Annotated in this window: 20 protein-coding genes and 3 tRNA genes; 15 read left to right on the top strand and 8 right to left on the bottom strand. The window is 55.4% G+C overall.

The annotated features are described in order from the left end of the window. Position 1: 1 nt before the first annotated feature. From H8527_RS09670 to H8527_RS09790, 4 genes are all read left to right on the top strand, one after another. Positions 2-199: a hypothetical protein gene (locus tag H8527_RS09670; protein ID WP_222935066.1), complete on the top strand. Its 198-nt coding sequence runs from the start codon at positions 2-4 to the stop codon at positions 197-199. A 182-nt stretch (positions 200-381) separates the two neighbouring features. Continuing rightward, a complete protein-coding gene (locus H8527_RS00480) occupies positions 382-1,110 on the top strand; it encodes a YjbH domain-containing protein (protein ID WP_187544699.1) in 729 nt (242 codons plus the stop codon). Between the two features lie 98 nt (positions 1,111-1,208). After that, positions 1,209-2,381 (top strand): YjbH domain-containing protein, encoded by a 1,173-nt coding sequence (locus H8527_RS00475; protein WP_187544697.1) that lies wholly within the window; start codon positions 1,209-1,211, stop codon positions 2,379-2,381. 46 nt (positions 2,382-2,427) lie between these two features. Continuing rightward, positions 2,428-2,556: a hypothetical protein gene (locus H8527_RS09790; protein WP_255498475.1), complete on the top strand. Its 129-nt coding sequence runs from the start codon at positions 2,428-2,430 to the stop codon at positions 2,554-2,556. Between the two features lie 159 nt (positions 2,557-2,715). Here H8527_RS09790 and H8527_RS00470 read toward each other — a convergent pair. The 4 genes from H8527_RS00470 to H8527_RS00455 form a co-directional block, all read right to left on the bottom strand. Next, positions 2,716-2,789 (bottom strand) — tRNA-Asp (locus H8527_RS00470). A gap of 41 nt (positions 2,790-2,830) precedes the next feature. Next, positions 2,831-2,907: transfer RNA gene (locus H8527_RS00465), tRNA-Asp, on the bottom strand. A 52-nt stretch (positions 2,908-2,959) separates the two neighbouring features. Then, positions 2,960-3,466 carry a GNAT family N-acetyltransferase gene (locus tag H8527_RS00460; RefSeq protein ID WP_187544695.1) on the bottom strand — a complete coding sequence of 169 codons (507 nt, stop codon included), beginning with the start codon at positions 3,464-3,466 and terminating at the stop codon, positions 2,960-2,962. A gap of 4 nt (positions 3,467-3,470) precedes the next feature. Then, positions 3,471-4,652, bottom strand: coding sequence for a glycosyltransferase family 2 protein (locus H8527_RS00455; protein WP_187544693.1), 1,182 nt, complete (start codon positions 4,650-4,652; stop codon positions 3,471-3,473). A 248-nt stretch (positions 4,653-4,900) separates the two neighbouring features. Here H8527_RS00455 and recR point away from each other — a divergent pair, with 248 nt between their 5' ends. The 10 genes from recR to H8527_RS00405 all read left to right on the top strand — a co-directional run bounded on the left by recR (position 4,901) and on the right by H8527_RS00405 (position 20,305). After that, entirely contained in the window at positions 4,901-5,530 is a 630-nt protein-coding gene (gene recR, locus H8527_RS00450; RefSeq protein ID WP_187544691.1) for a recombination mediator RecR, read from the top strand. A 51-nt stretch (positions 5,531-5,581) separates the two neighbouring features. Next, positions 5,582-6,007: a hypothetical protein gene (locus tag H8527_RS00445; protein ID WP_187544689.1), complete on the top strand. Its 426-nt coding sequence runs from the start codon at positions 5,582-5,584 to the stop codon at positions 6,005-6,007. Then, positions 6,004-6,609, top strand: a complete 606-nt coding sequence (yihA, locus tag H8527_RS00440; protein WP_187544688.1) for a ribosome biogenesis GTP-binding protein YihA/YsxC — start codon at positions 6,004-6,006, stop codon at positions 6,607-6,609. Before H8527_RS00445 ends, yihA begins: the two co-directional genes overlap by 4 nt. Next, complete coding sequence (locus H8527_RS00435; RefSeq protein ID WP_187544686.1) at positions 6,593-7,780, top strand: HAMP domain-containing sensor histidine kinase; 1,188 nt, start codon at positions 6,593-6,595, stop codon at positions 7,778-7,780. Before yihA ends, H8527_RS00435 begins: the two co-directional genes overlap by 17 nt. 1,069 nt (positions 7,781-8,849) lie before the next feature. Continuing rightward, a complete protein-coding gene (locus H8527_RS00430) occupies positions 8,850-11,036 on the top strand; it encodes a glycoside hydrolase family 97 protein (RefSeq protein ID WP_187544684.1) in 2,187 nt (728 codons plus the stop codon). 41 nt (positions 11,037-11,077) lie between these two features. Next, positions 11,078-14,161, top strand: coding sequence for a TonB-dependent receptor (locus H8527_RS00425; RefSeq protein WP_187544683.1), 3,084 nt, complete (start codon positions 11,078-11,080; stop codon positions 14,159-14,161). Positions 14,162-14,180: 19 nt separating this feature from the next. After that, the gene (locus H8527_RS00420) at positions 14,181-15,788 is read left to right on the top strand and encodes a RagB/SusD family nutrient uptake outer membrane protein (protein ID WP_187544681.1); all 1,608 of its coding nucleotides are present in this window, start codon (positions 14,181-14,183) and stop codon (positions 15,786-15,788) included. 19 nt (positions 15,789-15,807) lie between these two features. Further along, complete coding sequence (locus tag H8527_RS00415) at positions 15,808-17,070, top strand: SusF/SusE family outer membrane protein (RefSeq protein WP_187544679.1); 1,263 nt, start codon at positions 15,808-15,810, stop codon at positions 17,068-17,070. A 93-nt stretch (positions 17,071-17,163) separates the two neighbouring features. Beyond that, a complete protein-coding gene (locus tag H8527_RS00410; RefSeq protein ID WP_187544677.1) occupies positions 17,164-18,210 on the top strand; it encodes a DUF5115 domain-containing protein in 1,047 nt (348 codons plus the stop codon). An 82-nt stretch (positions 18,211-18,292) separates the two neighbouring features. Then, entirely contained in the window at positions 18,293-20,305 is a 2,013-nt protein-coding gene (locus H8527_RS00405; RefSeq protein ID WP_187544676.1) for an alpha-amylase family glycosyl hydrolase, read from the top strand. Positions 20,306-20,545: 240 nt separating this feature from the next. Here the strand turns inward: H8527_RS00405 and H8527_RS00400 are convergent. From H8527_RS00400 to H8527_RS00385, 4 genes are all read right to left on the bottom strand, one after another. Further along, a tRNA-Met gene (locus tag H8527_RS00400) sits at positions 20,546-20,618 on the bottom strand. A gap of 133 nt (positions 20,619-20,751) precedes the next feature. Beyond that, positions 20,752-21,378, bottom strand: a complete 627-nt coding sequence (locus H8527_RS00395) for a lipocalin-like domain-containing protein (RefSeq protein WP_187544674.1) — start codon at positions 21,376-21,378, stop codon at positions 20,752-20,754. Positions 21,379-21,430: 52 nt separating this feature from the next. Next, positions 21,431-23,068, bottom strand: a complete 1,638-nt coding sequence (locus tag H8527_RS00390; protein WP_187544672.1) for a M6 family metalloprotease domain-containing protein — start codon at positions 23,066-23,068, stop codon at positions 21,431-21,433. Further along, entirely contained in the window at positions 23,065-23,682 is a 618-nt protein-coding gene (locus tag H8527_RS00385; RefSeq protein ID WP_187544671.1) for a hypothetical protein, read from the bottom strand. The genes H8527_RS00390 and H8527_RS00385 overlap by 4 nt, the downstream gene beginning before the upstream one ends. Before the next feature lie 112 nt (positions 23,683-23,794). Here H8527_RS00385 and H8527_RS00380 point away from each other — a divergent pair, with 112 nt between their 5' ends. Further along, the gene (locus tag H8527_RS00380) at positions 23,795-24,784 is read left to right on the top strand and encodes a Gfo/Idh/MocA family protein (protein ID WP_187544669.1); all 990 of its coding nucleotides are present in this window, start codon (positions 23,795-23,797) and stop codon (positions 24,782-24,784) included. Positions 24,785-25,153: the final 369 nt, after the last annotated feature.

Here is a 25,153-nt window from a genome sequence, read left to right as displayed (position 1 = left end):
AATGTCCGACGGAAATTTCAATCGTAGCCTGCTGCCTGCCAATAGCTATCAGAGTGGCTATCGGGCAGGAGAGGCCCGAACGAAGCAAAAAGTTAAGAATATCCTCTTGCAAGTACTCAAAGAATTTGAAGGGGAAAGACTCACCCCAATGTTAGAAAACGAAATTCTGTCAAAACTGAAAGGCGAACTTGACAAATAGGCGCGATGGGAGGCGTCGCAGCTTCAAAAAGTAGAAAATGAAGACCTTTTTTGAGAAAAGAAATTGGAGAGTTCATCCTTTCTTTGTATCTTTGCCCACGATTAGGTTTTGTAATTTTTCTCTTTTGAGCGATTTTTCAAGCCTACTAAATAGAGTTACAATCCCATATAGCCTAGGTGTATATGACCAAATTTCGTCGAAGGTGGCTGGGTGGCATTCTTTTGTCATTTTTGCTCAACTTTCAGGTCGCGAAAGCACAGCAGCTTATCGGTACAACCGGACTGATGAACATCCCGACTGCCGAGATGAAACCTGCCGCAACCTTTGATGGTGGTGTGCGTTATCTCCAAAAAGAAGTGACAGGGGGTGTTTATTCTTTCCATACCGGACTCTATTATGTCAGTTTTACCCCCTTTGACTTTGTGGAATTGACTTTCCGCGAGACCTTGCTGAAAACTCAACATTCGGTGACGAAACGTATGGGGTATTACCAACAAGATCGTTCGACGAGCATTCGTGTGCGGCCTCTTGCAGAGCGAGAGCAGCGCTGGTGGCCGAGCATCGTGGTAGGGGTTAATGACATCTATTCTGCCTATGGCGACAGCCCATACACCAGCGTGTATGGGGTGGTAACCAAGCATTTGGACTTTTTGCAGGCCGATGGTTGGGCACTGACATTGGGATATGCCGCTCCTTTCAAAGCCGGAAAAATGTATGATGGCCTATTTGCCGGAGTGGACTATCGTCCTTTCAGAAAGTACGACCTCCATCTTACTGCCGAATATGACACCTACGGTGTGAACATCGGTCTTAAAGGCTGCTTTTGGAAAAGCCTCAATGTCTTTGCTTATACGCAAGAATTCAAAGGGGTAGCCTTGGGGATTAGTTACCAGCACACCATCAAATTCTGAACCAAATTCTGAACGTCATGAATTGTTTTTCTCCTCTGAAATTCTTCGTTACAGAATGTCGTCTGTTGATGGTTGGATTATGGGTTCTGTTTCCTATAATGGGGCAAGCGCAAAATGAATATGAGCGTTGCCTGCAAAAAGCCGGTTTTGAAAATGTCGCTGCTTATGCTTCGCACGATACGCTTACGGCCACTTTGGAAAATACCAACTATCGCGGCAACTATCGCGGTATAGGTCAAGCCATTAAGGCGCTGTCGGCTTGCGATGCTCAGATCAAGGTCTTTCGCCTTTTGGTGCAGGAATATCAGAAACCGCAAGTGGTGGTGCAAGCCACTCGGACTTCCGAACTTTGGTCGGTGCAAGTCGATTATGACACGCAACAACTGGAACAACAAATTCTCACTCATCGTTCTGCAACTGCTGCACGAAACGAGGAGATGAAAACCTCTACAACGGGAAAGATAGACGTGGTCTTACATCCCATCTTCTCGTTCGACAATCACAAATTGGATAAACTCGCTGAAGTGTGCTTCTTCTTAGCCCCTTCAATAGAAACCACCCTTTGGCGAGGCAATCGCATCTACCTGCAACCCATCATTCCCCTTGCTCATAATCTCACGAAGAGCAATCCGGACAGAAGAGTCCAACTCGGGGTGTTGGCCGTGCGACAAGAGTGGCTCAATCAGAAGCGTTGGTATCTATCGACTACGTTGGGCTCATTCCTTTACAATCGCTATGGCGTAAATGCAGAATTGGCCTACCACTATAATCACCAACTGGACTTTGGTGTACGTCTCGGCCTCACCGGAGAGCAGTTGCTGCTTCCCAATAAGTGGCAAACCACAGCGCCAAACAAATTCCACGGAATGGCGAATGTCAACTTCTACCATCCCGCCACCTCGCTCCAAGCTAAACTCTCAGCAGGAAGTTTTGTCTATGGCGACATAGGGGTGAGAGCAGACTTGGTGCGTCATTTCGGCGAATTTACAGTAGGTGTCTATGGCATCTATACTGATGGCGAAAAGAATGCCGGTTTTAACTTTGCACTACCGCTTTCCACTCGTAGACAACTGCGCCGCGGGCAAGTCCGCATCCGTTTCCCACAGTATTTCACGTGGGAGTACAGTATGCTCAACTACTACCGCTATGCGTTTGAACACATGGGGCAAGACTACAAAGAACGCCCTGATAAGAGTTTCACAACCCACTACTGGCAAGCGGCCTACCTTCAGCAATACATCACCCGCTTTCTGAACGGGGTGATACGCTAAGATCGATAACCCACATATATGTTTTATTAATAAAATCATTTAAGTTATGAACAAGTATCTCAAGTTTTTCCTTGGTGCAGTAGTACTTTGCGCCATCTCTGTTTCTGCAGTTTCTTGCCAGGACGATGATGACTATCGCGTTCCCACTACTCACAACGGTGGCTGCGGCAAATAAGCTTACGCACTGAAACAATCAACAGGGTATACCCAGAATTTGGGTATACCCTTCTTTTTTTGAGTGTAAGGCAATGGGGAAAAATGCTGCAGTGTCTATCTGGGAGGAAATAGAAAACAAAAAAGCCACAAGTCCTTGAAAACTTGTGGCTGTGGTGAGCGGTGCGTACGAGACTCGAACTCGTGACCCCATGCGTGACAGGCATGTATTCTAACCAACTGAACTAACGCACCATGGCTCATCTGAAGTTTGAAATCCCCGATGAGGAGGGATTTGGCGGTGCGTACGAGACTCGAACTCGTGACCCCATGCGTGACAGGCATGTATTCTAACCAACTGAACTAACGCACCGTGTTGGTTTGCGAGTGCAAAAGTAAGCGATTTTTTTGTTTTGGCCAAACTTTCACAGCCTTTTTTGCCAGAGCAAAGCACTTTTGTAGGCATTGGCATAGAGAAACCAGTCCGGGAGGGTGGCCGTGTGCGTGAAGTCGCAGCCGGCGAAGAGGTGATGAGAGGGGACGTTGTCTTCTGGTACGTAAGCGTAAAGTTGATGGAGTGAAAGCGTGTCGTGGGCAAATCGGCAAAGGGCAATTAGGGCATCGTGGGCATATCCTTTTTGGCGATGTTCGGGCAGCAGGGCGATGCCTACTTCTGCGCGGCGATGAGCCGGGTCGAAATCAAAGATATCCACGAGGCCTACGGCCTCTAGTGTGGTAGTGTCCACTTCAACGACGAGGCGCAGTTGGCGCAGGGCAAAGATGTCGGCCGTAGCTGCACGGATGATGAACTCTTGCAGCGCATAGCGAGAGTAGGGTGCAGAGGTGGCAGAGCACGGCCAAAGCGTCGGGTCGTTTTCCAAAGTGCAAAGCAAGTCGAGGTCATTGTTGTCGAGAGCGCGAAGTCGTACCATAGTTTCAATGATAAATGCCATTTCCCAAAATCAGCGTTCCCGTCGTGGGAAAGTAGGTGCCGATGTGGGCGCGATGGTCCGAAAGTTTGAAGTGTCGAAGAATGTCGCTATACCGAAAGTCTTCGGTCGAGAAAGCCAAAATCTTTGCCGAACATTCTGCCGGCACCGTGGTGGAACAAGTCACGCGAATGCCCCACGTTTCGGCCTTCTCCGTGATTTTGGCGAAAGTGTGTTCTGCTCCGACATAGTGCATGGAGAAGGGCTGCTTGTAGCGATTGGGCGAAAGGTAGTGGGCAAAAGCCATGAGGTTCTGCTTAATCAGCGTGAAGATGGCCTGCCCATAGATGGCCGCGTGCACCGGGAGGGTGAGCGCCATCGAAGAAGCCGGGAAGTGCTTGCGAAAGAAGATGAGCATCGCCTGGTAGAACACGTGGACGTAGCGATATGAATTTTTGTGGGTGCTTTCCCCCTTGTAGTGGAGGATGGAGGTGGGGACGTAGCGATTTCGGAAGCCCGCTTTGAGGAAACGATAGGAGAGATCGATGTCCTCGCCATACATAAAAAACGTCTCGTCAAATCCCCCACATTGCCGGAGTGCCTCGTGGGAGCAGAACATAAAAGCACCACTCACAATCTCAATGTCGGCCGCTTCCTCCGGGTCGAGGTAGCGCATGTAGTAGCGTCCCACGCAGCGGTTTTTGGGAAAGAGCCCTGCCAGACCGCTCATTTTGCAAAAAGCTGTCCAGGGCGTGGGTAGTCCACGCCGACTTTCGAAAGCAAATCGTCCATTCGTGCGCAGCATCTCCACGCCCATCGCCCCAAGGCGGTCGCACCGCTTTGCTTCGTGCAGGCAGTCGGCCAGTGTGTTTTCGCCGAGCAGAGTGTCGGGGTTGAGAAAGAGCACATAGTCGCCCTTGCACTTGCGCAGCGCCTGGTTGTTGGCGCGTCCGAAGCCCACGTTGCAATGATTGTCGATGAGCGTGAGGCGTGCGTGCGGATGTTGGCCGCACACATAGTCGCGGAACACGCGGCGCAGATAGTGCACCGTCCCATCATTCGAATGATTGTCGACCACAAACACCTCTATGTCAATTTGACCTTCCTTTGCAGAGCGCCAAACGCTGTCGAGGCATTGACGAAGATAGTGCCTGACGTTGTAAGATACAATAATAATAGAAAGCAACATGCCTTTAAGTAGGTCTTCAAAATTTTAGTCGTAGGAAGTTCTTTACTTTAATACTCTCTTTGTTGCCCTTTTCAGCCATCTCGCTTTTGTTCATCAGTCGTGTAGCTCGCTACACTCCTTCTTCTCAAAGACGGACCTGACGAAAAAATGAAACAAATCTCGTATCAATTAATTCTGAACACCTACTTATAACGAAAAAACAGGTGCAAAATTATATACTTCCATCAAGATTTCGTATATTTGCGCCTATGAAAATCGACCAATATCCCTCAAAACATCTCGAACGTGCGGTGTCAGAAATGGCTAAACTCCCCGGGGTGGGGCGAAAAACGGCCTTGCGCCTCGTGCTCCATCTGCTGCGAAAAGATGCTGCCACCACCCATGCTTTGGCCGATGCCTTGGTGCGGTTGCGCGACGAAGTGATGTTTTGCAAGCACTGCCACAACATCAGCGACACCGATGAGTGCGACATCTGCACCGATGCCCGCCGCGACCGCTCCACCGTCTGCGTCGTGGAGAATGTACAGAACGTGATGGCGCTCGAAGCCACCGGGCAGTACCACGGGCTCTATCACGTGCTGGGTGGGGTTATCAGTCCGATGGACGGCATCGGGCCGAGCGACCTCAACATCGCTTCGCTTGTGGAGAGGGTGGCGCGCGGCGAGGTGAAGGAAGTGATTTTCGCCCTCAACCCCACGATGGAGGGCGACACCACCAACTTCTACATCTCCCGCCAACTCGCTGCTCTGCCCTCCTCCGAAAAGCCCGTGGCGCTGAGCGTACTGGCGCGCGGCGTCAGTGTGGGCGACGACTTGGAGTATGCCGACGAAGTCACACTCGGCCGATCGCTCGTGGACCGGGTCGAATTTCGGCAATAAAACGCGAGAATAAAACGCATTCGTACCCTCACCTTTCACACCTCTTTACCTATGAAACCCATTCCTCTCCGCCTGCTCTACATCAGCTACGCGTCGGCCTTCCTCGGTGCCGCTTTGATTTACTTCGCCCTCAACGACGTCGATTTGCTCGGGCGCAACCCCAAAGCCCTCTATTTTGTCAATGTGCTGAGCATCGTCCTCACGCTCACAGGCTGTTACGTGGCGGTGAGTTTCGACCGCTTTGGTTTCATCAAGCGCCGTCTGCACAGCGACAATCCCGATGTGCGCCGCCACGCCGCTCGTTTGGTGCCCTTCGTGCGGATTGAAATCTTTTCCTTCCTGCTCTACTACAACACTGCCCTCTACTGCTTGGCCGTCTACGCACAGAGCACCTTGAAATACTGTCTTCTCATCTCCCTCGCACTCGGCATCCTTGTCTTTCCGCGAGCCGACTCCACCCAACCTCCTCAATCATGATCATCAAGACCGCCGACTTCTTCATCTCCTCCGGACGCGCCGACCAGTGCCCGGCTGACAGCACACGCCCTGAATACGCCTTCATCGGCCGCAGCAACGTCGGAAAGAGTTCGCTCATCAACATGCTCACCGGGCGCAAAGGGCTGGCCATGACCTCCTCCACGCCGGGGAAAACCCTCCTCATCAACCACTTCCTCATCAACGACGAGTGGTTCTTGGTCGACCTCCCCGGCTACGGCTATGCCAAGCGCGGCAAAAAGGCGATGGAGAAGCTGCGTAACCTCATAGAGTACTATGTTTTGGAGCGACAACAACTCACCTGCCTCTTTGTGCTCATCGATTCGCGCCTGCCGCCTCAGACCATCGACCTTGAGTTCATCGAATGGCTCGGTGAAGAAGGTATTCCTTTCGGCATCATCTTCACCAAAGCCGACAAGAACAAACGCAACGAATTGAAGAAAAACGTTGACGGTTTCCTCAATGCCCTCCGCGCGCATTGGGACGAGTTGCCGCCCCACTTTGTGACCAGTTCGGAAAAGGGGACGGGGCGCAACGAAGTGTTGGACTACATTGAGCAAATCAACCATGATTTGGACCAATAGCATCCGGCGCGTCAAGTTTGCCCTTGTTGGGACAGCGGTGGTCATTGCTGCCACTTCGCTGCTCATCTCTCATCGTCTCATCCACGACCTCAAAGCCGAAGAAGTGGCCAAAATGGAGGTCTGGGCCGAGGCGATGCGCTCGTTGATGTCGGCCGACGAAACCACCGACCTCAACCTCGTGCTCAAAGTCATCAACAGCAACAACACCATCCCCCTGCTCGTCCTCGACAGCCACGGCCGCGTCACCACCTGCCGCAATCTCCCCATCAACGCCCGCACCGAGGCCGACTCCCTCTCGCGAGTGGCCGACATCGCGCAGGCCATGCAGCACGATGCCCACCGGATGAAGATGTGGCTCACCCCCGATGCCGATGCCGGCATTGCCCGTGGCGACTACCTCCTCATCTACTATCGAGAGTCCGTCATGCTGCGCCGCCTCACCGCCTTCCCCTACGTGCAACTCGGAGTGGTGTCGCTCTTCATCGCCATCGCCATTTTTGCTCTCCTCTCTTCCAAGCGTGCCGAGCAAAACAAGGTGTGGGTGGGCCTTTCGAAGGAGACCGCCCACCAGCTCGGCACCCCCATCTCTTCCCTCATGGCATGGACGGAAGTGCTCAAAGAGACCTATCCCGACGACCCCCTCTTGCGCGAAATGCAGACCGACGTGCAGCGCCTTGAGATGATTGCCGAACGTTTCTCCAAAATCGGTTCGGCGCCCGAGCTCAAACTTCTGCCCATCCTTCCCCTCATCGACAAGGCCATCGGCTACGTGCGGCGGCGCGTCTCTGCCCAAGTGTCTATCACCTGCACCGAGGCGCCGACCGCGCTTTCCGCCCCCTTGTGTGCCCCTCTTTTCGAGTGGGTCATTGAGGTGATTTGCAAAAATGCCGTCGATGCCATGTCCGGTGCGGGCAGCATCGTCCTCACTCCCTTCCGCAGCGGCGATAGGGTAGTGGTGGAGATTGCCGACACCGGAAAGGGCATTGCCCGCAAGGACTTCAAGACCGTGTTCCGCCCGGGCTACACCACCAAACAGCGTGGTTGGGGGCTGGGCCTCTCCCTTGCCAAGCGCATCGTCGAGGAATACCACCACGGCCGCATCTATGTCAAGGCTTCCGAACCGGGGCAGGGCACGACGTTCCGCATCGAACTTCCGGCCGCGCAGACTTGAAGTCTTCCGACAAGGAAGGTGGATTTGAGTTCTCGGCGAAATACGATGACATTTTGAGGCGTGCTAAAAAAGAATTTGCGGCTTTCCGTGGCACGTAAGTCACTTTCCGCAACCGCTACCTAACGAGTAAATTTCTCCACCTCACGCGTAAATTTTTCTACCTCCCTTCTAATTTCAATTACTTCCTTTGTAATTTTCACCGGCTCGGCACTAAATTTTGTTAGTGCCGAGCTGTTTTTTGCCTTTTCTGTGGCCGATTTTTCAGGCTCCCATGAAGAGGGATATGGCAACTCTCTGTCTTTCAATCTCTTCTGCCTGCGTGAGATTTCTTCCCTTAGGCGGTGCGCCGCCACGGTGTGGAGGAACCTCGCTGTAAGACCGGATTTTTTACTCCTCGTTTTGGCGAAATATGATGACTAACTCCGAAACTGCGAAGTCCCCGGAGGGGGCAAATATCGGGATGTCGAGTCGTCGTGAGTTGCTGTCCGGCCGATGGGCGCCCTGTCGGGGACGTTCTGCTCGCTGAGAGGGCTGCCATAGGTTCGTCGGGCTGCGCCCTTCTCGCCGCCCTCCTCCTGTCGCATCAGCTGGGCGATGGAAATGCGCGTATACCGCGCATAGCTGAATTGTATATATTCTTTGGAGAAGCACGCCGAGATCTTTTGGCGTGTGTTAAAAGCCACTTTCTGCGGACGCGCTCCACACTCTTAAAATCCTTAACTTTTGGGAACTTGCGACTTTGTTTTGCCATCTCAACTTCAAAAAGTGTAGGAAAAAGAGCTTTTCGTTTTGGGAAAATGCGTTGAAATCTTTGTTCTCATCTATATTTTTCTCGGAAAGACGTAGTTGTAATCCCTTGAAAACAAATGATTTATAAAAATAATGTAGGGATATTTTTTATATTTTGAATAAATCGCTATCTTTGTAAGGCCGAATGGTGTACTTTTGCGTAGTCAAGTTGTCTATTTTTAGGTTTTCAGCACTTCTCGTTTCACCACTTGGAGGAGAGCATTGGACTCAGAAAAGACCCGGCTCAAAAATCTTTTACGCTGTAAATAATACAATCAGTATGCAAAACCATCTCTGTGTTCCCAAGTTCTGTGCCACGGCCGCTATGTTTGCTTTTGCGCTCGTGGGGATGGCACAAAGTGTGAAGTCGCCCAACGGCGAACTGGAGTTGAACTTCTCGCTCGATGAGCAGGGACGCCCCACCTACACGCTCGCGCTGCAAGGCAAAACACTCATCGCGCCCTCCCATCTGGGCTATCAACTCAAAAAGCCCGGCAAGAAGCCCACCAACTTTGAGTGGACCACGCCCGAGACGACCACTGAGGCACAAAAGCGCAAAGCCGACTTGGCTACGGGCTTCACCCTCTTCGACCACAAAGTGACGACCGGTGACGAAACGTGGAAACCCGTTTGGGGCGAAGAGAGCAGCATCCGCAACCATTATAATGAATTGTGGGTGAGCCTTGACCAAAATGACAACATGCGCAAGCTCAACCTCCGCTTCCGCCTCTTCGATGACGGACTGGGCTTCCGCTACGAATTTCCCGACCAACCCTCGTTCACCTACTTCACCGTGGCCGAAGAACTCACTGAATTTGCCATGACCGGCGACCACACCGCTTGGTGGCTGGCGGGCGACTACGACACGCAGGAGTACGAATATCAGACCACGCGCCTGTCCGGCATCCGCGAGCGCATGTCCCGCGCCATCAGCGACAACTCCTCCTCTACGCCGGCAGGTCCCACCACGGTGCAAACGGCCTTACAGTTGCGCACGGACGACGGTATCTACCTCAACCTCCACGAAGCCGCCTGCATCGACTACCCCACGATGCACCTCACCTGGGACGAAGCACGCCACACTTTCGTGAGCCACCTCACCCCCGACGCACAGGGCGACAAAGGACACTTGCAGACGCCCTGCACCTCCCCTTGGCGCACGGTCATCGTGGGGCGTAAGGCCACCGACATTTTGGCCAGTCGCATCACCCTTAACCTAAACGAGCCGTGCAAGCTCAAAGACGTTTCGTGGATACGCCCCATCAAGTACGTTGGCGTGTGGTGGGACATGATCAGTGGACGCAGCACGTGGGCCTACACCGACGACTTTGCGAGTGTGAAACTTGGAGAAACCGACTACAAAAGCGCAAAGCCAAACGGTCGTCACGCTGCCAACACTGACAACGTGAAGAAATATATCGACTTTGCAGCAGCCAACGGTATGGATGCTGTGCTGGTGGAAGGCTGGAACGAAGGTTGGGAAGACTGGTTCGGCCATCAGAAGGACTATGTCTTCGACTTTGTTACTCCCTATCCCGACTTCGATGTGAAGGGGCTGCGCCAATATGCTCAGGAGCGCGGCGTGCAACTCATCATGCACCACGAAACTTCATCCTCCGTACGTAACTACGAGCGTCACTTGGATGCGGCCTATCAGTTTATGGTCGACAACGGCTACCACGCCGTGAAAAGCGGCTACGTGGGCGACATTGTGCCCCGCGGCGAGCATCACTACGGCCAGTGGATGAACAACCACTACTTCTATTGCATCACCAAGGCGGCCGACTACAAGATTATGGTCAACGCCCACGAGGCCACACGTCCCACAGGGCTTTGCCGCACCTATCCCAACTGGATTGCCAATGAGAGTGCCCGCGGCACGGAGTATGAGGCTTTTGGCGGAAATCCCGCCAACCACACCACCATCCTCCCCTTCACACGTTGCATCGGCGGCCCGATGGACTACACGCCCGGCATCTTCTCAATGGACCTCACCAAGATGAACCCCGGCAACAACAGCCGCGTGCGCTCCACCTTGGCGCGCCAGCTCGCCCTCTACGTCACCCTCTACAGTCCCTTGCAGATGGCTGCCGATGTCATCGAACACTATGAGCCGAAGATGGACGCCTTCCAGTTTATCAAGGACGTGCCCGTCGATTGGGACAAGAGTCTCTATCTCGAAGCCGAGCCAGGTGAATATGTCGTGACGGCACGCAAAGCCAAAGGCCGCGACCAGTGGTTCATCGGCTGCACCGCCGGTGACAACGGCCATGTGAGCCACCTGAAGCTCGACTTCCTCACCCCCGGGAAGACCTACACCGCCACCATCTATGCCGACGCCAAAGGCACGGCTTGGAACAAAAATCCCGAAAGCTATGTCATCACGCGCAAGACGGTGACTTCCAAGAGCGAGCTGAAGAAGCTCGTGGCCGGTGCAGGCGGCGGTTTTGCCATCTCCATCATGTAAGTCCATCCTCCAACGAACAATCAACAAAATAACTCAACGATATGTATAAACGTTTCCAGTCTGTCAGCCTCATGATGCTGCTGATGTCGCTCCCCATTGGAGCGGCCTTTGCCCACCAAGCGCCCACCGAAGTGTTGAGCGTGCAGCAAAACAGCGTGGTCAAAGGCGTTGTGAAAGATGCCACAGGCATGCCCCTCATCGGTGCATCTGTGCAAGTGAAAGGTACGAACAATGGTGTCATGGTCATGAACGACGATGGCAGTTTCGTACTCAAAAATGTTAAGCCCGGAGCCACCCTCCGCATCTCCTACATCGGCTATGAAAGCCAAGAGGTGAAGTGGGAGGGCGGTGCGCTGGACATCGTGCTCCAAGAGATTGACAACTCCCTCGGTGAGGCTGTGGTCATCGGTTATGGCGTGGCGAAGAAAAGCGACATGACCGGTTCGGTGACGGCCATCAAGCCCGACGAAAAGAACAAGGGCGTTGTGGTCAATGCACAAGACATGATTCAAGGCAAGATTGCCGGTGTGAACGTCACGACCAACGGCGGTAGCCCCGGTTCGGGAGCCAGCATCCGCATCCGTGGCGGTTCGTCGCTCAACGCCTCCAACGACCCGCTCATCGTCATTGATGGACTGGCGATGGACAACAGCGGCGTGAAGGGACTTTCCAATCCTCTCTCGATGGTCAACCCTGCCGACATCGAAAGTTTCACTGTGCTCAAGGACGCTTCGGCCACGGCCATCTATGGCAGCCGCGGTTCGAACGGTGTCATTATCATCACCACCAAGAAGGGCCGTGCCGGCATGAAGACCAAGGTGACCTACAACGGCAACGTCACCATGAGCCAAAAGCACAAGACCATCGACGTGATGGACGGCAATGCCTTCCGCGAGTTTGTGAAGGCCAACTATGGCGAAGGCTCCGATGCCTACAAGGCTTTGGGCACTGCCAACACCGACTGGCAGGACCAAATCTATCGTACGGCTATGTCCTACGACCACAACGTGACGCTTGCCGGTGGTATCGGCACGATGCCTTACCGCCTCAGTTTGGGTTACACTGGACAGCAAGGTATTCTGAAAACCTCCAACTTCCAGCGCTATACGGCCAGTTTGAACCTCAACCCCTCCTTCTTCCAGGATCACCTCAAGGTGAACATGAGTGCCAAGTATATGCTGGCCAAGACGCGCTATGCCAATACTGAAGCCGTCAACGCTGCGGTCTACATGGACCCCACGAAGCCCGTCAAGAGCAACGACCCCATGTACAACAACTTTGGCGGCTACTACCAGTGGACGCAGGACGGTAAGGCCCTCGAAGACAACAACTGGCCCCTCACCCACAACAATCGCGCCACACGCAACCCCGTTTCACTCCTCGACCTCAAGGACGACCGCGCCAACTCGCGCTCGGCAGTGGGCAACCTCGAACTCGACTACAAGGTGCACGGGTTTGAAGACCTCCGCCTCCACATGAACTTGGGCGCCGATTATTCGACCGGCCGACAAGACACTTGGACCGACACAGCCAGCCCCGAAGCCATCTACTATGGTTGGCAGGGTTGGGAAAAGATCGACAAATACAATCTCTCCTTCAACGCCTACGCCCAATACTTCAAGGAATTCAACGAGGCCAACCACTTTGACATCATGGCAGGTTATGAGTGGCAGCACTTCCATCGTGACACGAAGCGCGATGGCTCGGGCTTCTACCAGTCCGGCTATAACCCTGCTCCCAAGGCTGGTGTGACACCTGCTAAACCCGGCGATCGTGCCAACATTGAAAAAAAGCACGAAAAAAACGAAAACTATCTCGTCTCCTTCTTCGGACGTGCCAACTACAGCCTCCTCGACCGCTACCTCCTCACCGCCACTTTCCGCTACGACGGATCGAGCCGCTTTGAGAAACACTGGGCGCTCTTCCCCTCTTTTGCATTGGGTTGGAAAATCAAGAACGAATCGTTCCTCAAAGACAATGAAACCCTCAGCGACCTCAAACTCCGTTTGGGTTATGGTCAAACCGGTCAGCAAGAAGGTATCGGTGACTACAACTACTTTGCGTCCTACAACACCAATCAGGTGGATGGATCCTATTATCCCTTGATTGGTAAGGGCAACATCGACCGCCCCAACGCCTACAACCGTAAACTGACCTGGGAAACGACCACCACTTATAATGTGGGTCTCGACTTCGGCTTCTTCAACCAGCGCCTCACGGGTAGCGTGGACTACTACTATCGCAAGACCACCGACCTGCTCAACACCGTCTACGTTGAGGCCGGTTCCAACTTCCGCAACCAAGTGTCGAGCAACATCGGTTCGCTCGCCAACCAAGGCGTCGAAGTGGCGCTCTCCTGGAAGGCGCTGCAGCAGAAGGATTGGTTCTGGGAACTGGGCCTGAACGCCACCTACAACAAGAATGAAATCACCGAACTCATCGGCGACAAGAGCTACTACGTAGCCACCGGCGGCATCTCCTCCGGCGTCGGCAACAATGTGCAGGCACATGCAGTGGGCCATCCCGCCAGCAGTTTTTACGTTTATCAACAGGTGTACGACAAGAACGGTCGCCCCATGGAAGGCGTCTATGTAGATCGCAATGGTGATGGTAAAATCACCACCGACGACAAGTATTTCTACAAGAGCCCCATGGCACCTTGGACCGGCGGCTTCACCTCGCGCCTCCAATACAAGAGTTGGGATTTCGGTTTCAGCCTCCGCGGTTCGCTTGGCAACTACGTGTTCAACGACCTCGAAGCCGGTGCTTCCAACACAGCCACCGTGTGGAGCCACAACTTCCTTGGCAACCGCCCCACCAACGTCGTCGAAAAAGGCTGGCGCAGCTGGGACAATGTCCTCTCCGACTACTTCGTGCAGAACGCCTCTTTCTTGAAGTGCGAGAACATCACGCTCGGCTACTCCTTCGAAAATCTCTTCAAGGACAGCAAGTATGAAGGCGTGAACGGACGCGTCTACGTGACGGCCAGCAACGTCTTCACCCTCACCAAATATAAGGGCATCGACCCCGAAGTGTACAATGCAGATAAAAAGGCCTATGGTATCGACAATAATATTTACCCACGTCCTTTCTCTATTGTGGCCGGCGTAACGCTCAATTTCTAATCCTAATTGCTTTCAAGTCATGAAATCATATATCAAATCTCTCGTTCCTGCTGCAGCGCTCGCGCTGAGCTTCGGTCTGTCTTCGTGCGTGAACGACCTCGATGTCACTCCCATCGACCCGAGTACCAACATGAAGGTGACTCCCGAGAACCTCTTTAATAAATGCTATGCCTTGATGGCGATGGCGGGCAACGGTGGTGCCAACGGCGACAGCGATGTCGATGGCATCGACGGCGGTACATCGGGCTTCGTGCGCCAGTTGGTCAACTCGCAGTCCGTGACGACCGACGAAACCCACTGCCTTTGGGGCGATGAAGGCGTCGCAGCCTTCTCCAACGACACATGGTCGGCCAGTCATCCCATGTTGCGCGGTCTTTACTATCGCCTCTTCTTCGGTGTGACCATGTGCAACCACTATCTCGAAGTGGCCGGCGGCACCGATGCACAGATGACGGCCGAAGTGCGCTTCCTCCGTGCGCTTTATTACTACTACCTGATGGATGGTTGGGGCAACGTGGTGTTGCGCACCGACATGAACCCCGGTAAGGGCCAACAAAAGAGTCGTGCTGAAATCTACGCTTGGATTGAAAAGGAACTCCTCGAAGCCGAGCCTAACATGGCCGAAGCCAAACCCGAAAAGGAAGGCGAAGCCGGCTACGGACGTGCCGACAAGGCTGCAGCTTGGCTGCTCCTCTCCCGCCTCTACCTCAACGCCGAGGTCTACACAGGCAAGGCAGAGTGGGCAAAGGCTAAGGAATATGCCAAGAAGGTGATGGACTCTCCCTTCAAACTCAACACTGCCGCCACGCAAAACAACTGGACGGCCTACCAGCAGCTCTTCATGGGCGACAACGGTACCAACGGCGCATCGGTCGAAGCCGTGCTCGCCCTCATGCAGGACGGCATCAACACCACCTCGTGGGGCACGTCCCTCTTCTTGATGGCCAGCTGTACCAACGACAAGATGAGCGACAGCCAGTTTACGGCCGGCAACGGAACGGTGGAAAACTGGGCCGGCATCCGTGCTTTGCCCGACCTCGTGGCGAAGTTCTTCCCCGCCAACAACGCACCGCAAACCACAACCGCAGGTATGCAGGCCGCTGCCGGTGACGACCGCGCCCTCTTCTGGGGACAAGGCCACACGCTCAGCATCGACGATGCGAGCAAGTTCGACAACGGCTACGGTATCATGAAGTACAACAACTACTACCTCGCCGGCGGTAAGGGCAAGCACTCGCAGTTCCCTGACACCGACTTCTTCTTGATGCGTTCGGCCGAAGCCTACCTCAACTTTGCCGAAGCCGATGCTCGCCTCAATGGAGGAAGCACCACTTCCGAAGGCACCGCAGCGGCCAACGCTCTCCGCTCTCGCGCCCATGCCAACACGCTCCCCGGTTTCGACCTCAACCAACTGCTCAACGAGTATGCCCGTGAGTTCTACTTCGAAGGCCATCGCCGCACCGACCTCATCCGTCACGGAAAGTTTGGTGGCAACAACAACTACAACTGGCAGTGGAAGGGTGGTGCAAAGGCCGGTGTCAACATCAGCGCCAATTACAACCTCTTCCCCATCCCCGACACCGACCTGAACGCACATGGCGGTCTCAAACAGAACAACGGTTACTAATCTTCAAAACGAACAGAACATGAAAAAGATATTTTTCTGCGCCGGTATGCTCCTCGCTGCCACCGGCCTTTTCACGGCTTGCGAAGACGACCGTGACTCCAACCCCACGCTGCTGGAGCGCCCTTCGGAGATTGTCCTCAACACACCGGCTTTCGCCACGCAGCTCTATGATTTGGCTCATGCCAAGAACATCGACATCACTTGGTCACAACCCCAACTCACCGACAAGGGCGCGCCTCTTGCGATGAACGGCGGCGGCCTTTATATGGTGCAGGTGTCTAAGGACGGCAAATTCAAAACCAGTTTTGCCGAGGCACAGGCCGACAAAACCGGTGCCACCGTGGCCGACTACGTCCAGCTCGAAGAGACTTACAACGAATGTCGTGCCTCCATCAATGCCGCCTCCGTGGCCAAAGCCTTGATGCAACTCTACCAGTGGGACAACGACAACGTGCCGGCCTCTGCGCCCATTTATGTGCGTGTCGTGGCCACCGTGCGCGGACTGAACGCTGCGGCTGCACCCGGCACGACCACCGTTTCCAATGTCCTCAAGCTCGACGTTGTACCTTATTATATTAAGTTGCGCGATGCCGCCATCGAACTGGCCTACGTTGTGGGTAGCGCCTTTGGCGATGCCTCTTGGAGCAACACCCTTTCGGGGATGGGCGTGGGCAACGTGCCGATGTTCCCCATCGAAGGTTTCGACTACGACAAGAAGACCGGCAAGGGTTCCGTCTCCTACACCGACTACTTCGACACGACCACCCAGTTTAAGGTGCTCTCTCACTACATCGACCCCACCGATGCCAACAAGATTCAGTGGGAATATGCCTACGTGGCCGATGGTGTCGGCAAAGCCAAATGGCGCGCCGGTGGTGACGATGGCGACAACATCTCCGTAGCGGCCGCAGGCTACTACACCGTGGTGGTCGACAACATCAAGCACACCTGCACCATCAGTCCGGCTACGCCCGACAACACCAAGACCTTCTCCTCGATGGGCTTGATTGGTGTCGACGGCGACTGGAACACCGACATCCCCATGAAGGCGGTCAACACCAAGGCGGCCAACAACCACCTTTGGACCTGCACCATCACGATCAAGTCCGACACCGAAGCCAAGTTCCGTGCCGAAGGCGGTTGGGACAACAACTGGGGCAAGGTGGCCTTCCCCTATGGCAAGGCTGCACAAAACGGCGCCAACATCAAGATCACGAAGGGCACTTACAAGGTCTTCTTCAACGACTTGACCGGCGAATACAACTTCATCGACGCCGAATAAGTTTCATTCCTATTCTCCCCGAGGCAGACAGCGCAGGTATGACTCCTGTGGCTGTCTGCCCACGCGGGAAAACTCAACTCTCAAAGCAAAACCATGATGTACAAACATATCTTTCTCGGCTTGGCCCTCGCTGCCACGCTGACGGCTTGCGACAAAGACGACTTCCAGGACTGGGCGAAACCCCAGCAAAACTCCACCGAAGCGGCGCAAAGCATAAAGATGACGCTCACCCCTGTGGAGACCATCAGTTTCGACAACCTGCCTGCCGGCACCGAGGCCGTAAAGCTGTTCACCGCAGCATTTGAAGCCGCACAAGCCCCCAAGGCCACCTACACCGTCACCCTCACGCGTCCCGACGGAGTGGGCACGCCTCAAGTGCTCGAAGCCAACGACACCTGTGCCGTGGCGCTCGACAAGTTCCAAACCGCTGTCGAAACCCTCTACGGCAAAGCTTCCGAAGTGCGCACGCTCAATGCCGCTGTCGTGGCCCACGCCGTTGTGGGCGACCAAGCTTTCCAATACTCTGGTACTTGCGAGGTGAAAGCGCAGTTGGCCAAGAAGGCCTACGTGGAATACATCTACGTGCCCGGCAATCACCAAGGTTGGGCGCCCGGCACTGCTCCTGCCCTCCACAGCCCCGACCTCGACGGCGTCTACACTGGTTTCTCGATGCTCAACGGTAGCTTCAAGTTCACCCAAGCTCGCGACTGGAGTGCCGCGCAGTACAACTTTACTGACTTCACCACATTCGATGGCATCAAGACGACCACCGATGGCGACAAAAACCTTTATTCCACAGCCAACGGCCTGCACTACATCACGGTCGATGTGGCCAAGCAAAGCGTGAAAGCCACGCTCCTCAGCACAGTGGGCGTGATTGGCGACTTCAACAGCTGGGCGACCGATGTGCCCCTCACCTACAACGCGACCGACGATTGCTACGAAGGCGACGTCACCCTCGATGGTGGTGCCTTCAAGTTCCGCTTCGACGGCAAGTGGGACATCGACCTCGGCGGCAGCTTCGACAACCTCTCCGTCAAGGGCGCCAACCTCAAGCAGCCCGCCGGCACCTATGCCGTGAAGCTCTATCTCTCGCGCAGCAAGAGTGACAAAATCTACTGCACGATGACCAAGAAGTAGACGCATCACCCTCTTTTTTGAAACACAATGGCGAGAGAGAAGGATTTTGACTTCTCTCTCGCTTTATCTTCTTTTTTCAAACATGAAATATCTCTGTTCTTTTCTCTTAGCCCTACTTTCCACCCTCGGACTTTCGGCACAAGGCTGGCCCTCGGCCTATGAGGGTGTGATGCTACAAGGCTTCTACTGGGACTCCTTTGTCGACTCCCGCTGGAGTCGCCTCGAAAGCCAAAGTAGCGAACTCTCGCGCTACTTCAACCTCATCTGGGTGCCCCAAAGCGGCAACTGCAACACGGGACACAACAATATGGGTTACACCCCCGTCTATCTCTTCGATCACAACAGTTCCTTCGGCACGGAAGCACAACTGCGCTCCATGATTGCCGCCTTCAAGGCAAAAGGGACGGGCGTCATTGCCGATGTTGTCATCAACCACCGCAACAACCTCGGCGTGGGCGGCTCGTGGGTGGATTATCCTGCGGAAACCTACGGCGGAAAGACCTATCAAATGACGGCAACCGACATCTGTGCCAACGATGACGGTGGGCAGACGGCCGCTTGGGCAACCAAACAAGGGCTTTCTCTCAGCCCCAATGCCGACACCGGCGACGACTGGTCGGGTTGCCGCGACATCGACCACAAGAGCGAAAATGTGCGCGCCACCTACAAGGACTATCTCCGCTTCCTCCTCTCCGACTTGGGCTATACCGGTTTTCGCTATGACATGGTCAAAGGCTATGCTCCGGCCTTCATTGCCGAATACAACACCGCTGCGCAACCCACCTTCAGCGTGGGCGAATACTGGGACGGCAGCAGCGCCATCCGTTCGTGGATCGACCGCACGCGGCAGGGTGGGGTGCCCACATCGGCCGCCTTCGACTTCCCCTTCCGCTACTCCGTGCGCGATGCGGTGAACACCGGAAACTGGGCCGCACTGAACGGAGCAGGGCAACATCCGCTCATCAACAACGCCGACTATCGCCGCTATGCCGTGACCTTTGTCGAAAACCACGACACGCAATATCGCTCCGCCACCGATCAGCTCGACCCCATCCGCCGCGACACCCTCGCTGCCAATGCCTTCATGCTCGCACTGCCCGGTACGCCCTGCGTGTTCTATCGCCACTGGCTCGACCACAAGCAGGCGCTCAAAGCGATGATTGATGTGCGCCGTGCCGCGGGTATCACCAACACGAGCGACTTCATCAACTTCGCTTCCGCCGCCGACCACTATGCCGTGCGCACCATCGGCACGCGGGGACAGCTCGTTTGCGTTGTGGGCAGCCGTCCCGACAAGTATGTGCCCAACGCTTCTTTCGTCCGTGTTCTTTCCGGCAAAGGCTATGCTTTCTACCTCTCTCGCTCTGCTGCCACTGCCTGGGTCGATGCAGCTTCGGGGGAATACGATGCTGCTTTCTCCCTTCGTGCCACCGCAGTTGCTCCTGAGGGCACGCAGTTGGTCTACACGCTTGATGGTTCTACTCCGACCGCTGCATCAGCCAAGGTGGGGGCAGACGGCCGAATTGCCATCAATGCTTCCTGCACCCTTCGCGTAGGACTGCTCGCGGGAGGCGCGGTGTCGGGCATCGTTGAGCGCGACTACGTCATCCGGCCTTTCGCTCCCTACAAGGCCACGATCTATGTGCGCAACGAAAACGCTTGGAGCACGACCAACTTCTACCTTTGGGATAGCAAAGGCGGCACACAGCTCAACGGCAATTGGCCGGGCCGGACCATCACCGCTACGCGTCACATCGACGGCCACGACTGGCACTATCAAACGGTGGACATCACTGCTAAGGACTACTATTTCAACCTGGTCGTGAACTCCGGCACGGGCGCTCCGCAGACGGTCGATATCCCCCAAATCTCCTCCGACCGCTACTTCGTCATTTCCACCGCGCAGGTGGGAGGGAAGTACACCGTGACGGACGTTACTTCCACCCTCACCGGCATTGCGCCCCTCCGTCCGGACGCCTCGGTTTCTACTGATGCGCGGGCCATGCACTACTACGACCTTTCCGGCCGCCGCGTCTTCTCGCCCCAACGCGGCCGTCTCTACATCAACGGCCTCGGCCACAAAGTGATGTTCTGACGTCGTCCTTTGTATTCTTTTTCCACAACTCTTTTTGTCTCGAATAGAAGAGAATATACTCAACTGTCAGCGACAAGGATTGCGTTTACACTAAAATGCCTGCCCCGAAGATACGCTTACTTCTTGCGTGCTTTCGGGGCATCTTTGTGGAAAATACGCTACTCGTTGCTCGAAGGGGCACCACTCGTGCCCGGTATAAAAAAAATAAGCGCTTGATTTTTTCAAGCGCTTATTGCTAAGTTGCGGAGGTCCGACTCGAACGGGCGACCTCCAGGTTATGAGCCTGGCGAGCTACCAACTGCTCCACTCCGCGATGTTCAATCGTTGTTCCCGATTGCGATGCAAAGGTACGCACTCTTTGGGGAATACACAAGCAATTCGCCAAGAAAGTAGCAAAAAAAAAGCGTGTGTGTGGTAAATGCGTGGTCAATGTGGCAAAACTGGGCTTATTGCTGCTTGCGTAGGACGATGCCCATCTGAAGACCGGCATACTCTTTAAGTACGCCGATGAGGGATTGTGCAGAAGCTCCTGCCGAGGTGGTGACTGTGCTCAACGACTGGACCAAACCTAAAAAGTGGTCGGCTTTGACCACAATTTGCAGTTCGTGCCCATCGCGGGCCACGTTGGCTTGGATCACCTCCTTTTTCATTGGGTCGCTCAGTGTGAGGGTTGCGCCTTTCACTTTGTAGGTGCCGTCCAGCGTTTCGTCGTGGATGACCACTTGATAGCGACCATCAGGCTTGAAGGTGAGCAACATCTTTTGCGGAACGATGCCCGCCTTGGCATAGCAGGCGGCCATCTTCTCTTTCAGTTCGCCGGAAGCCATAGCTGCACCGAGCTGACTGGCCAGATTGGTGTTCTCAAAGACCAGTACCGGCTCGGAATAGGCCCAAGTGCCCACGAGCTGGGCAGCAGAAACAGGCTTTGTGCCCAATTTGGCCGGGGAAAAACCTTCGCGCGCTGTCTCTCGCAGTGCGGTGAAAAAATCGCCCAACTGAGCGTGGCCGAGAGCGGGGGCGCTCAGCAGCAGGAGGAGCAGGAACACTCCTCTGTATAATAAGTTCTTTTGCATGTCTAATAAGTTCTGTTTTTTTGAGGGGGAGGTGGAGGGAAAATCTTCACCTTCATCGTACGATGATTTTCTTCCCATGTTGAAGGTAAATGCCTGCCGGAGCGTTGCCCCACTTGACGCGGCGTCCATCCAAGGAGTAGACGTGGACATCATCAGTCGTGGCAATCGTGTGGGCAGACAGTCCCGTGGTGTGGGGTTGTAAGAAAGAGAAAGTGATGCCTCCCGTGCCCTCCTCGGCAATGTCGTAAATGGGACGGGCAGCTCCACCGGTATACCATGTCATGGCGGGAGCACCGGCCTCCGAAAGTTCGGTGACACCTTTCGTGCCCGGGAAAAAGTCGCCTTGAAAGTCGGCAGCGTTCCCCGTCTTGCGGTTCTGCCAGGCATTGTCGGCCGGAACAATGACGCAACGCAGGTGGGCAGGATTGATATTGACCACATTGGCCGACCACGCATTGACATCGTAGTGGAGGTGGTAGACCAGCATCCCCTGTCCGAGCACGGAGGCAAACCACGTGGAGGGGCGGCGGTTTTCGAGGATATAATACTCTTTGCTGTCGGCCGCATTGCGGATGAGATAGGCTTGTGGCGCATCCGGTACTGTGTCGTGCAGCGCCGCGAGACGGCAAGGTCCGGCATCCGTCAGTTCGTGCAGCTGAAGCCAGCCCATGTAGTTGCGCTCGTAGGCCGAATAGCCCAAAGGCCAATAGCCATCGTTGCCATACTGGGCATAGTCCATGATGTCGTGGAAGTCGGGAGTCTGTTGGGCTTCTCGTGTGCTGTAAAAGTCGGGCAGACCGAGTGCGTGCCCCATCTCGTGACAAAACACACCGATACCTTCCAGTTCCGCGCCGGCCACTATCGGATGCCCCGAAGCATCGCGTCGGGGCTGCTTAGTGGCGGGGTCTCGCTCATAACTTTGCATCAGTTCGCACCCTACAAAGTAGCTGTCGAAGCACAGACCGCCGGACACCAACGTGTTTTCGGAGAAATGCGCCCACGGGTAGTCCTCATTGCCCGCTTCGAAGGAATCGTGCTCGCCGGGGCCGGCGTGGAGCAGCACCGTGAGGGGCACGCGTCCCCCCACCACGAAAGCGGAGAAGTCGGCACCACCTTTCTGTGCGAGGTCGATGGCCTCCCGATAGAGTTCGCTGATGTTGATGTTCTTGCTCACTGCGCTGTTGGCGCCATAGTAAGCGCGAGGACGCGAAACGCGCACTTTCCCCACCACTTTGAAGTGAGGGGCAAAACGGCCGTAGCTTTGCGCCCGATAGTAGTCGCGCACACTGCCTTTGGCACGTGGACTGAGGGCGTGGTCGTCGGCATCAAAAAGGCTGTCGATGCGGGCGGGGGTGGTGGACGCTTGAAAAGCCACATCGCTGAACTCCACCATAACAATAGGAATGATCGGAGCTCCCAGACTCGGCAGGACACCTCGTGAGGGCGTGCCGAACTCTCCCAGTCCGTCGGGCGAAGTCGCCATCATGGCGCGCGAGGCACGGCGGCTTTGAGAGAAATGGGCCGGGCAGATGTCCTCCTTGCCTGCCGACAAAGAGGAGAGGTCGGAGAGCGGCACACTCACCGTGCTGCCATCGGTTTGCAGCAAGCGCAGTGTGCGGATGGGGCGTGTGGCGGTCAGACTGCCGGTCACCATCCAAAAGGAGCATAGCAGAAAAAGGAGACGAGTCATGACTGCCGATGGTGAACGTGGAACACCAAGCGCAGATAGAGTGTGAAAACTTGCAGGGCCAACATGCCGAGCGCGGAGAAAACCACCACCGCTGCCCAGCTCCATGTCGGGACGCTGAGCACCTCCTCCATCATCCCAGAGAGGGCACTCACCGCCAGCGAAAGCCCTAAGGTCAGAAGCGGAAGCACCAGCACGGACACCACCAACAGCCCGAGGGCCAGAGTCAGCGTGAGGAGCGCCGCCCGCTTGCTGCGCGTCAGTTCAGGCGCCGATTCTGAGGTGGTTTCGCCCACTGCCGCTGCGAGGGCATCGGTCGTCGCGCGCACCGTTCTGCGGTGGGCGCGGAGAGCACACCACCCGAAGAGGCACAATCCGATGAGGGTCAGCCCCACACCGAAGCCGTCGATGGGCAGCACGGCCGCCAGCGCCTGCCACGGCAAACCCTCGCCGTGGAGCATGAGGCCCGGCATGAACATATAATAGAAGAGGCGCGCCAAACCCAAAGCCAACACCCCGGCAGCGCCGGCAAAGGCCGTGTAGGAACGCCAAAGTTGTCGCACAAAAAGGCGAGAATTTCCCTCCAAAAATCGGAGCGCACATTCAAATTCTTTCATGGTCTTCTCAATCGGAGGACGGAGTCTCTCCAAAGCTTTTCTAAACAAGAAAGCCTCCAGAAAGAGGCTGTGAACGCTGCAAAGTTAAACAAAAATATCGTATCTTTGCGGCATGGATGCCGAAAATATCATTAAATGGGGCTTTATCGGCTGCGGTGAAGCCACCGAAAAAAGATTTCTCCCTGCCTTTGCCGAACTGGCGCACACCCGGGTGACGGCCGTCATGGGGCGCTCGCCCGAGAAGACGCGTGCCTTTGCACAGCGCCACCACATCGGGCACTGGTACACCGACGCGCAGAACCTCGTGACCGACCCGGACGTAGACATCGTCTACATCGCCACGCCGCCTTCCACCCACGTCACCTTCACCCTCATGGCGCTCAACGCCGGAAAGGCCGTGCTCGTGGAGAAACCCCTCGCCACGCACTACGACGACTGCCTGCGCATCAACCGCATTGCGGCCGCTCTCCACACCCCCTGCTTCGTGGCGTACTATCGCCGCTATCTCCCCTACTTCCGCCGGGTGCAAGAGATTGTCCGCTCCGGCGTCATCGGCCGGCCGCTCAGCGCGCAAATCCGATTTGCTGCACCGCCGCGCGACTTAGACTACAACTCCCGAAATCTGCCTTGGCGTCTCCAACCCGACATTGCCGGCGGCGGTTACTTCTACGACCTCGCTCCGCACCAAATCGACTTTCTCCAGTTTCTCTTCGGCCCCATCGTCGAAGCCCACGGCATCACGGCCAACCGCGGCGGCCTCTATCCCACGGAAGATTCCGTGGGCGCCGTCTTCCGCTTTGCCGACGGTATGCCGGCCTCCGGGACTTGGTGTTTCGTGGCGCATGAGAGTGCCAAGGAAGACCGCATCCTCATCATCGGCGACAGTGGGCAGGTATCTTTCTCCGTCTTCACCTACGCCCCCATCCATCTGCAAACCGAGGACGGCGACGAAACCCTCCTGGTCGACAATCCGAAGCACAAGCACCTGCCGCTCCTCCGCGACATCGTCGACCACCTGCGCGGCCGCTCCATCTGCGCTTGCAACTCGGTGAGCGCCACCCCGACCAACTGGGTCATCGACCGCATCCTGGGCAAAATCTGAACTTCACTCCTGCTTAAATTAACAAAAGCACCGCCAGAAAAAGGCCGCCGTGGACACGTCCGTCCACGGCGACCTTTTTCTGCGGAAGTGCTTTCCGGTGGTGCACCAGTCGTAGATAAATTTCGTCCCTTCGGGAAGAGACAAACGTCCCATCGAGAAGGAACGAATGTCTCCTCACGAAGAGACGTTTGTTTCCTCCCGAAGGGACGAACTCTGCCCGTGAGACGACGGCGACTATCCGGCATCCGCAGAGTAGTCGAAAAGCCTCGGACAGACTTCGACCGCTGAGCGAAGTGCAGCCCATCGAGGCCGGACGGCAAGAAAACAGCGCCGAGTGATTGCTGCGTTCGGGGCAAATGACTATCTTTG

It is taken from the genome of Alloprevotella sp. Lung230, assembly GCF_014385435.1.
GTDB lineage: Bacteria > Bacteroidota > Bacteroidia > Bacteroidales > Bacteroidaceae > Alloprevotella.
This window is presented reverse-complemented; position numbering and strand designations above follow the sequence as displayed.

What these genes read in the sequence shown, in the direction of transcription:
- H8527_RS09670 (WP_222935066.1), top strand. Translation starts at nt 2, where the DNA reads ATGTCCGACGGAAATTTCAATCGTAGCCTGCTGCCTGCCAATAGCTAT.
- H8527_RS00480 (WP_187544699.1), top strand. Translation starts at nt 382, where the DNA reads ATGACCAAATTTCGTCGAAGGTGGCTGGGTGGCATTCTTTTGTCATTT.
- H8527_RS00475 (WP_187544697.1), top strand. Translation starts at nt 1,209, where the DNA reads ATGGGGCAAGCGCAAAATGAATATGAGCGTTGCCTGCAAAAAGCCGGT.
- H8527_RS09790 (WP_255498475.1), top strand. Translation starts at nt 2,428, where the DNA reads ATGAACAAGTATCTCAAGTTTTTCCTTGGTGCAGTAGTACTTTGCGCC.
- H8527_RS00460 (WP_187544695.1), bottom strand. Translation starts at nt 3,466, where the DNA reads ATGGTACGACTTCGCGCTCTCGACAACAATGACCTCGACTTGCTTTGC.
- H8527_RS00455 (WP_187544693.1), bottom strand. Translation starts at nt 4,652, where the DNA reads ATGTTGCTTTCTATTATTATTGTATCTTACAACGTCAGGCACTATCTT.
- recR (WP_187544691.1), top strand. Translation starts at nt 4,901, where the DNA reads ATGAAAATCGACCAATATCCCTCAAAACATCTCGAACGTGCGGTGTCA.
- H8527_RS00445 (WP_187544689.1), top strand. Translation starts at nt 5,582, where the DNA reads ATGAAACCCATTCCTCTCCGCCTGCTCTACATCAGCTACGCGTCGGCC.
- yihA (WP_187544688.1), top strand. Translation starts at nt 6,004, where the DNA reads ATGATCATCAAGACCGCCGACTTCTTCATCTCCTCCGGACGCGCCGAC.
- H8527_RS00435 (WP_187544686.1), top strand. Translation starts at nt 6,593, where the DNA reads ATGATTTGGACCAATAGCATCCGGCGCGTCAAGTTTGCCCTTGTTGGG.
- H8527_RS00430 (WP_187544684.1), top strand. Translation starts at nt 8,850, where the DNA reads ATGCAAAACCATCTCTGTGTTCCCAAGTTCTGTGCCACGGCCGCTATG.
- H8527_RS00425 (WP_187544683.1), top strand. Translation starts at nt 11,078, where the DNA reads ATGTATAAACGTTTCCAGTCTGTCAGCCTCATGATGCTGCTGATGTCG.
- H8527_RS00420 (WP_187544681.1), top strand. Translation starts at nt 14,181, where the DNA reads ATGAAATCATATATCAAATCTCTCGTTCCTGCTGCAGCGCTCGCGCTG.
- H8527_RS00415 (WP_187544679.1), top strand. Translation starts at nt 15,808, where the DNA reads ATGAAAAAGATATTTTTCTGCGCCGGTATGCTCCTCGCTGCCACCGGC.
- H8527_RS00410 (WP_187544677.1), top strand. Translation starts at nt 17,164, where the DNA reads ATGATGTACAAACATATCTTTCTCGGCTTGGCCCTCGCTGCCACGCTG.
- H8527_RS00405 (WP_187544676.1), top strand. Translation starts at nt 18,293, where the DNA reads ATGAAATATCTCTGTTCTTTTCTCTTAGCCCTACTTTCCACCCTCGGA.
- H8527_RS00395 (WP_187544674.1), bottom strand. Translation starts at nt 21,378, where the DNA reads ATGCAAAAGAACTTATTATACAGAGGAGTGTTCCTGCTCCTCCTGCTG.
- H8527_RS00390 (WP_187544672.1), bottom strand. Translation starts at nt 23,068, where the DNA reads ATGACTCGTCTCCTTTTTCTGCTATGCTCCTTTTGGATGGTGACCGGC.
- H8527_RS00385 (WP_187544671.1), bottom strand. Translation starts at nt 23,682, where the DNA reads ATGAAAGAATTTGAATGTGCGCTCCGATTTTTGGAGGGAAATTCTCGC.
- H8527_RS00380 (WP_187544669.1), top strand. Translation starts at nt 23,795, where the DNA reads ATGGATGCCGAAAATATCATTAAATGGGGCTTTATCGGCTGCGGTGAA.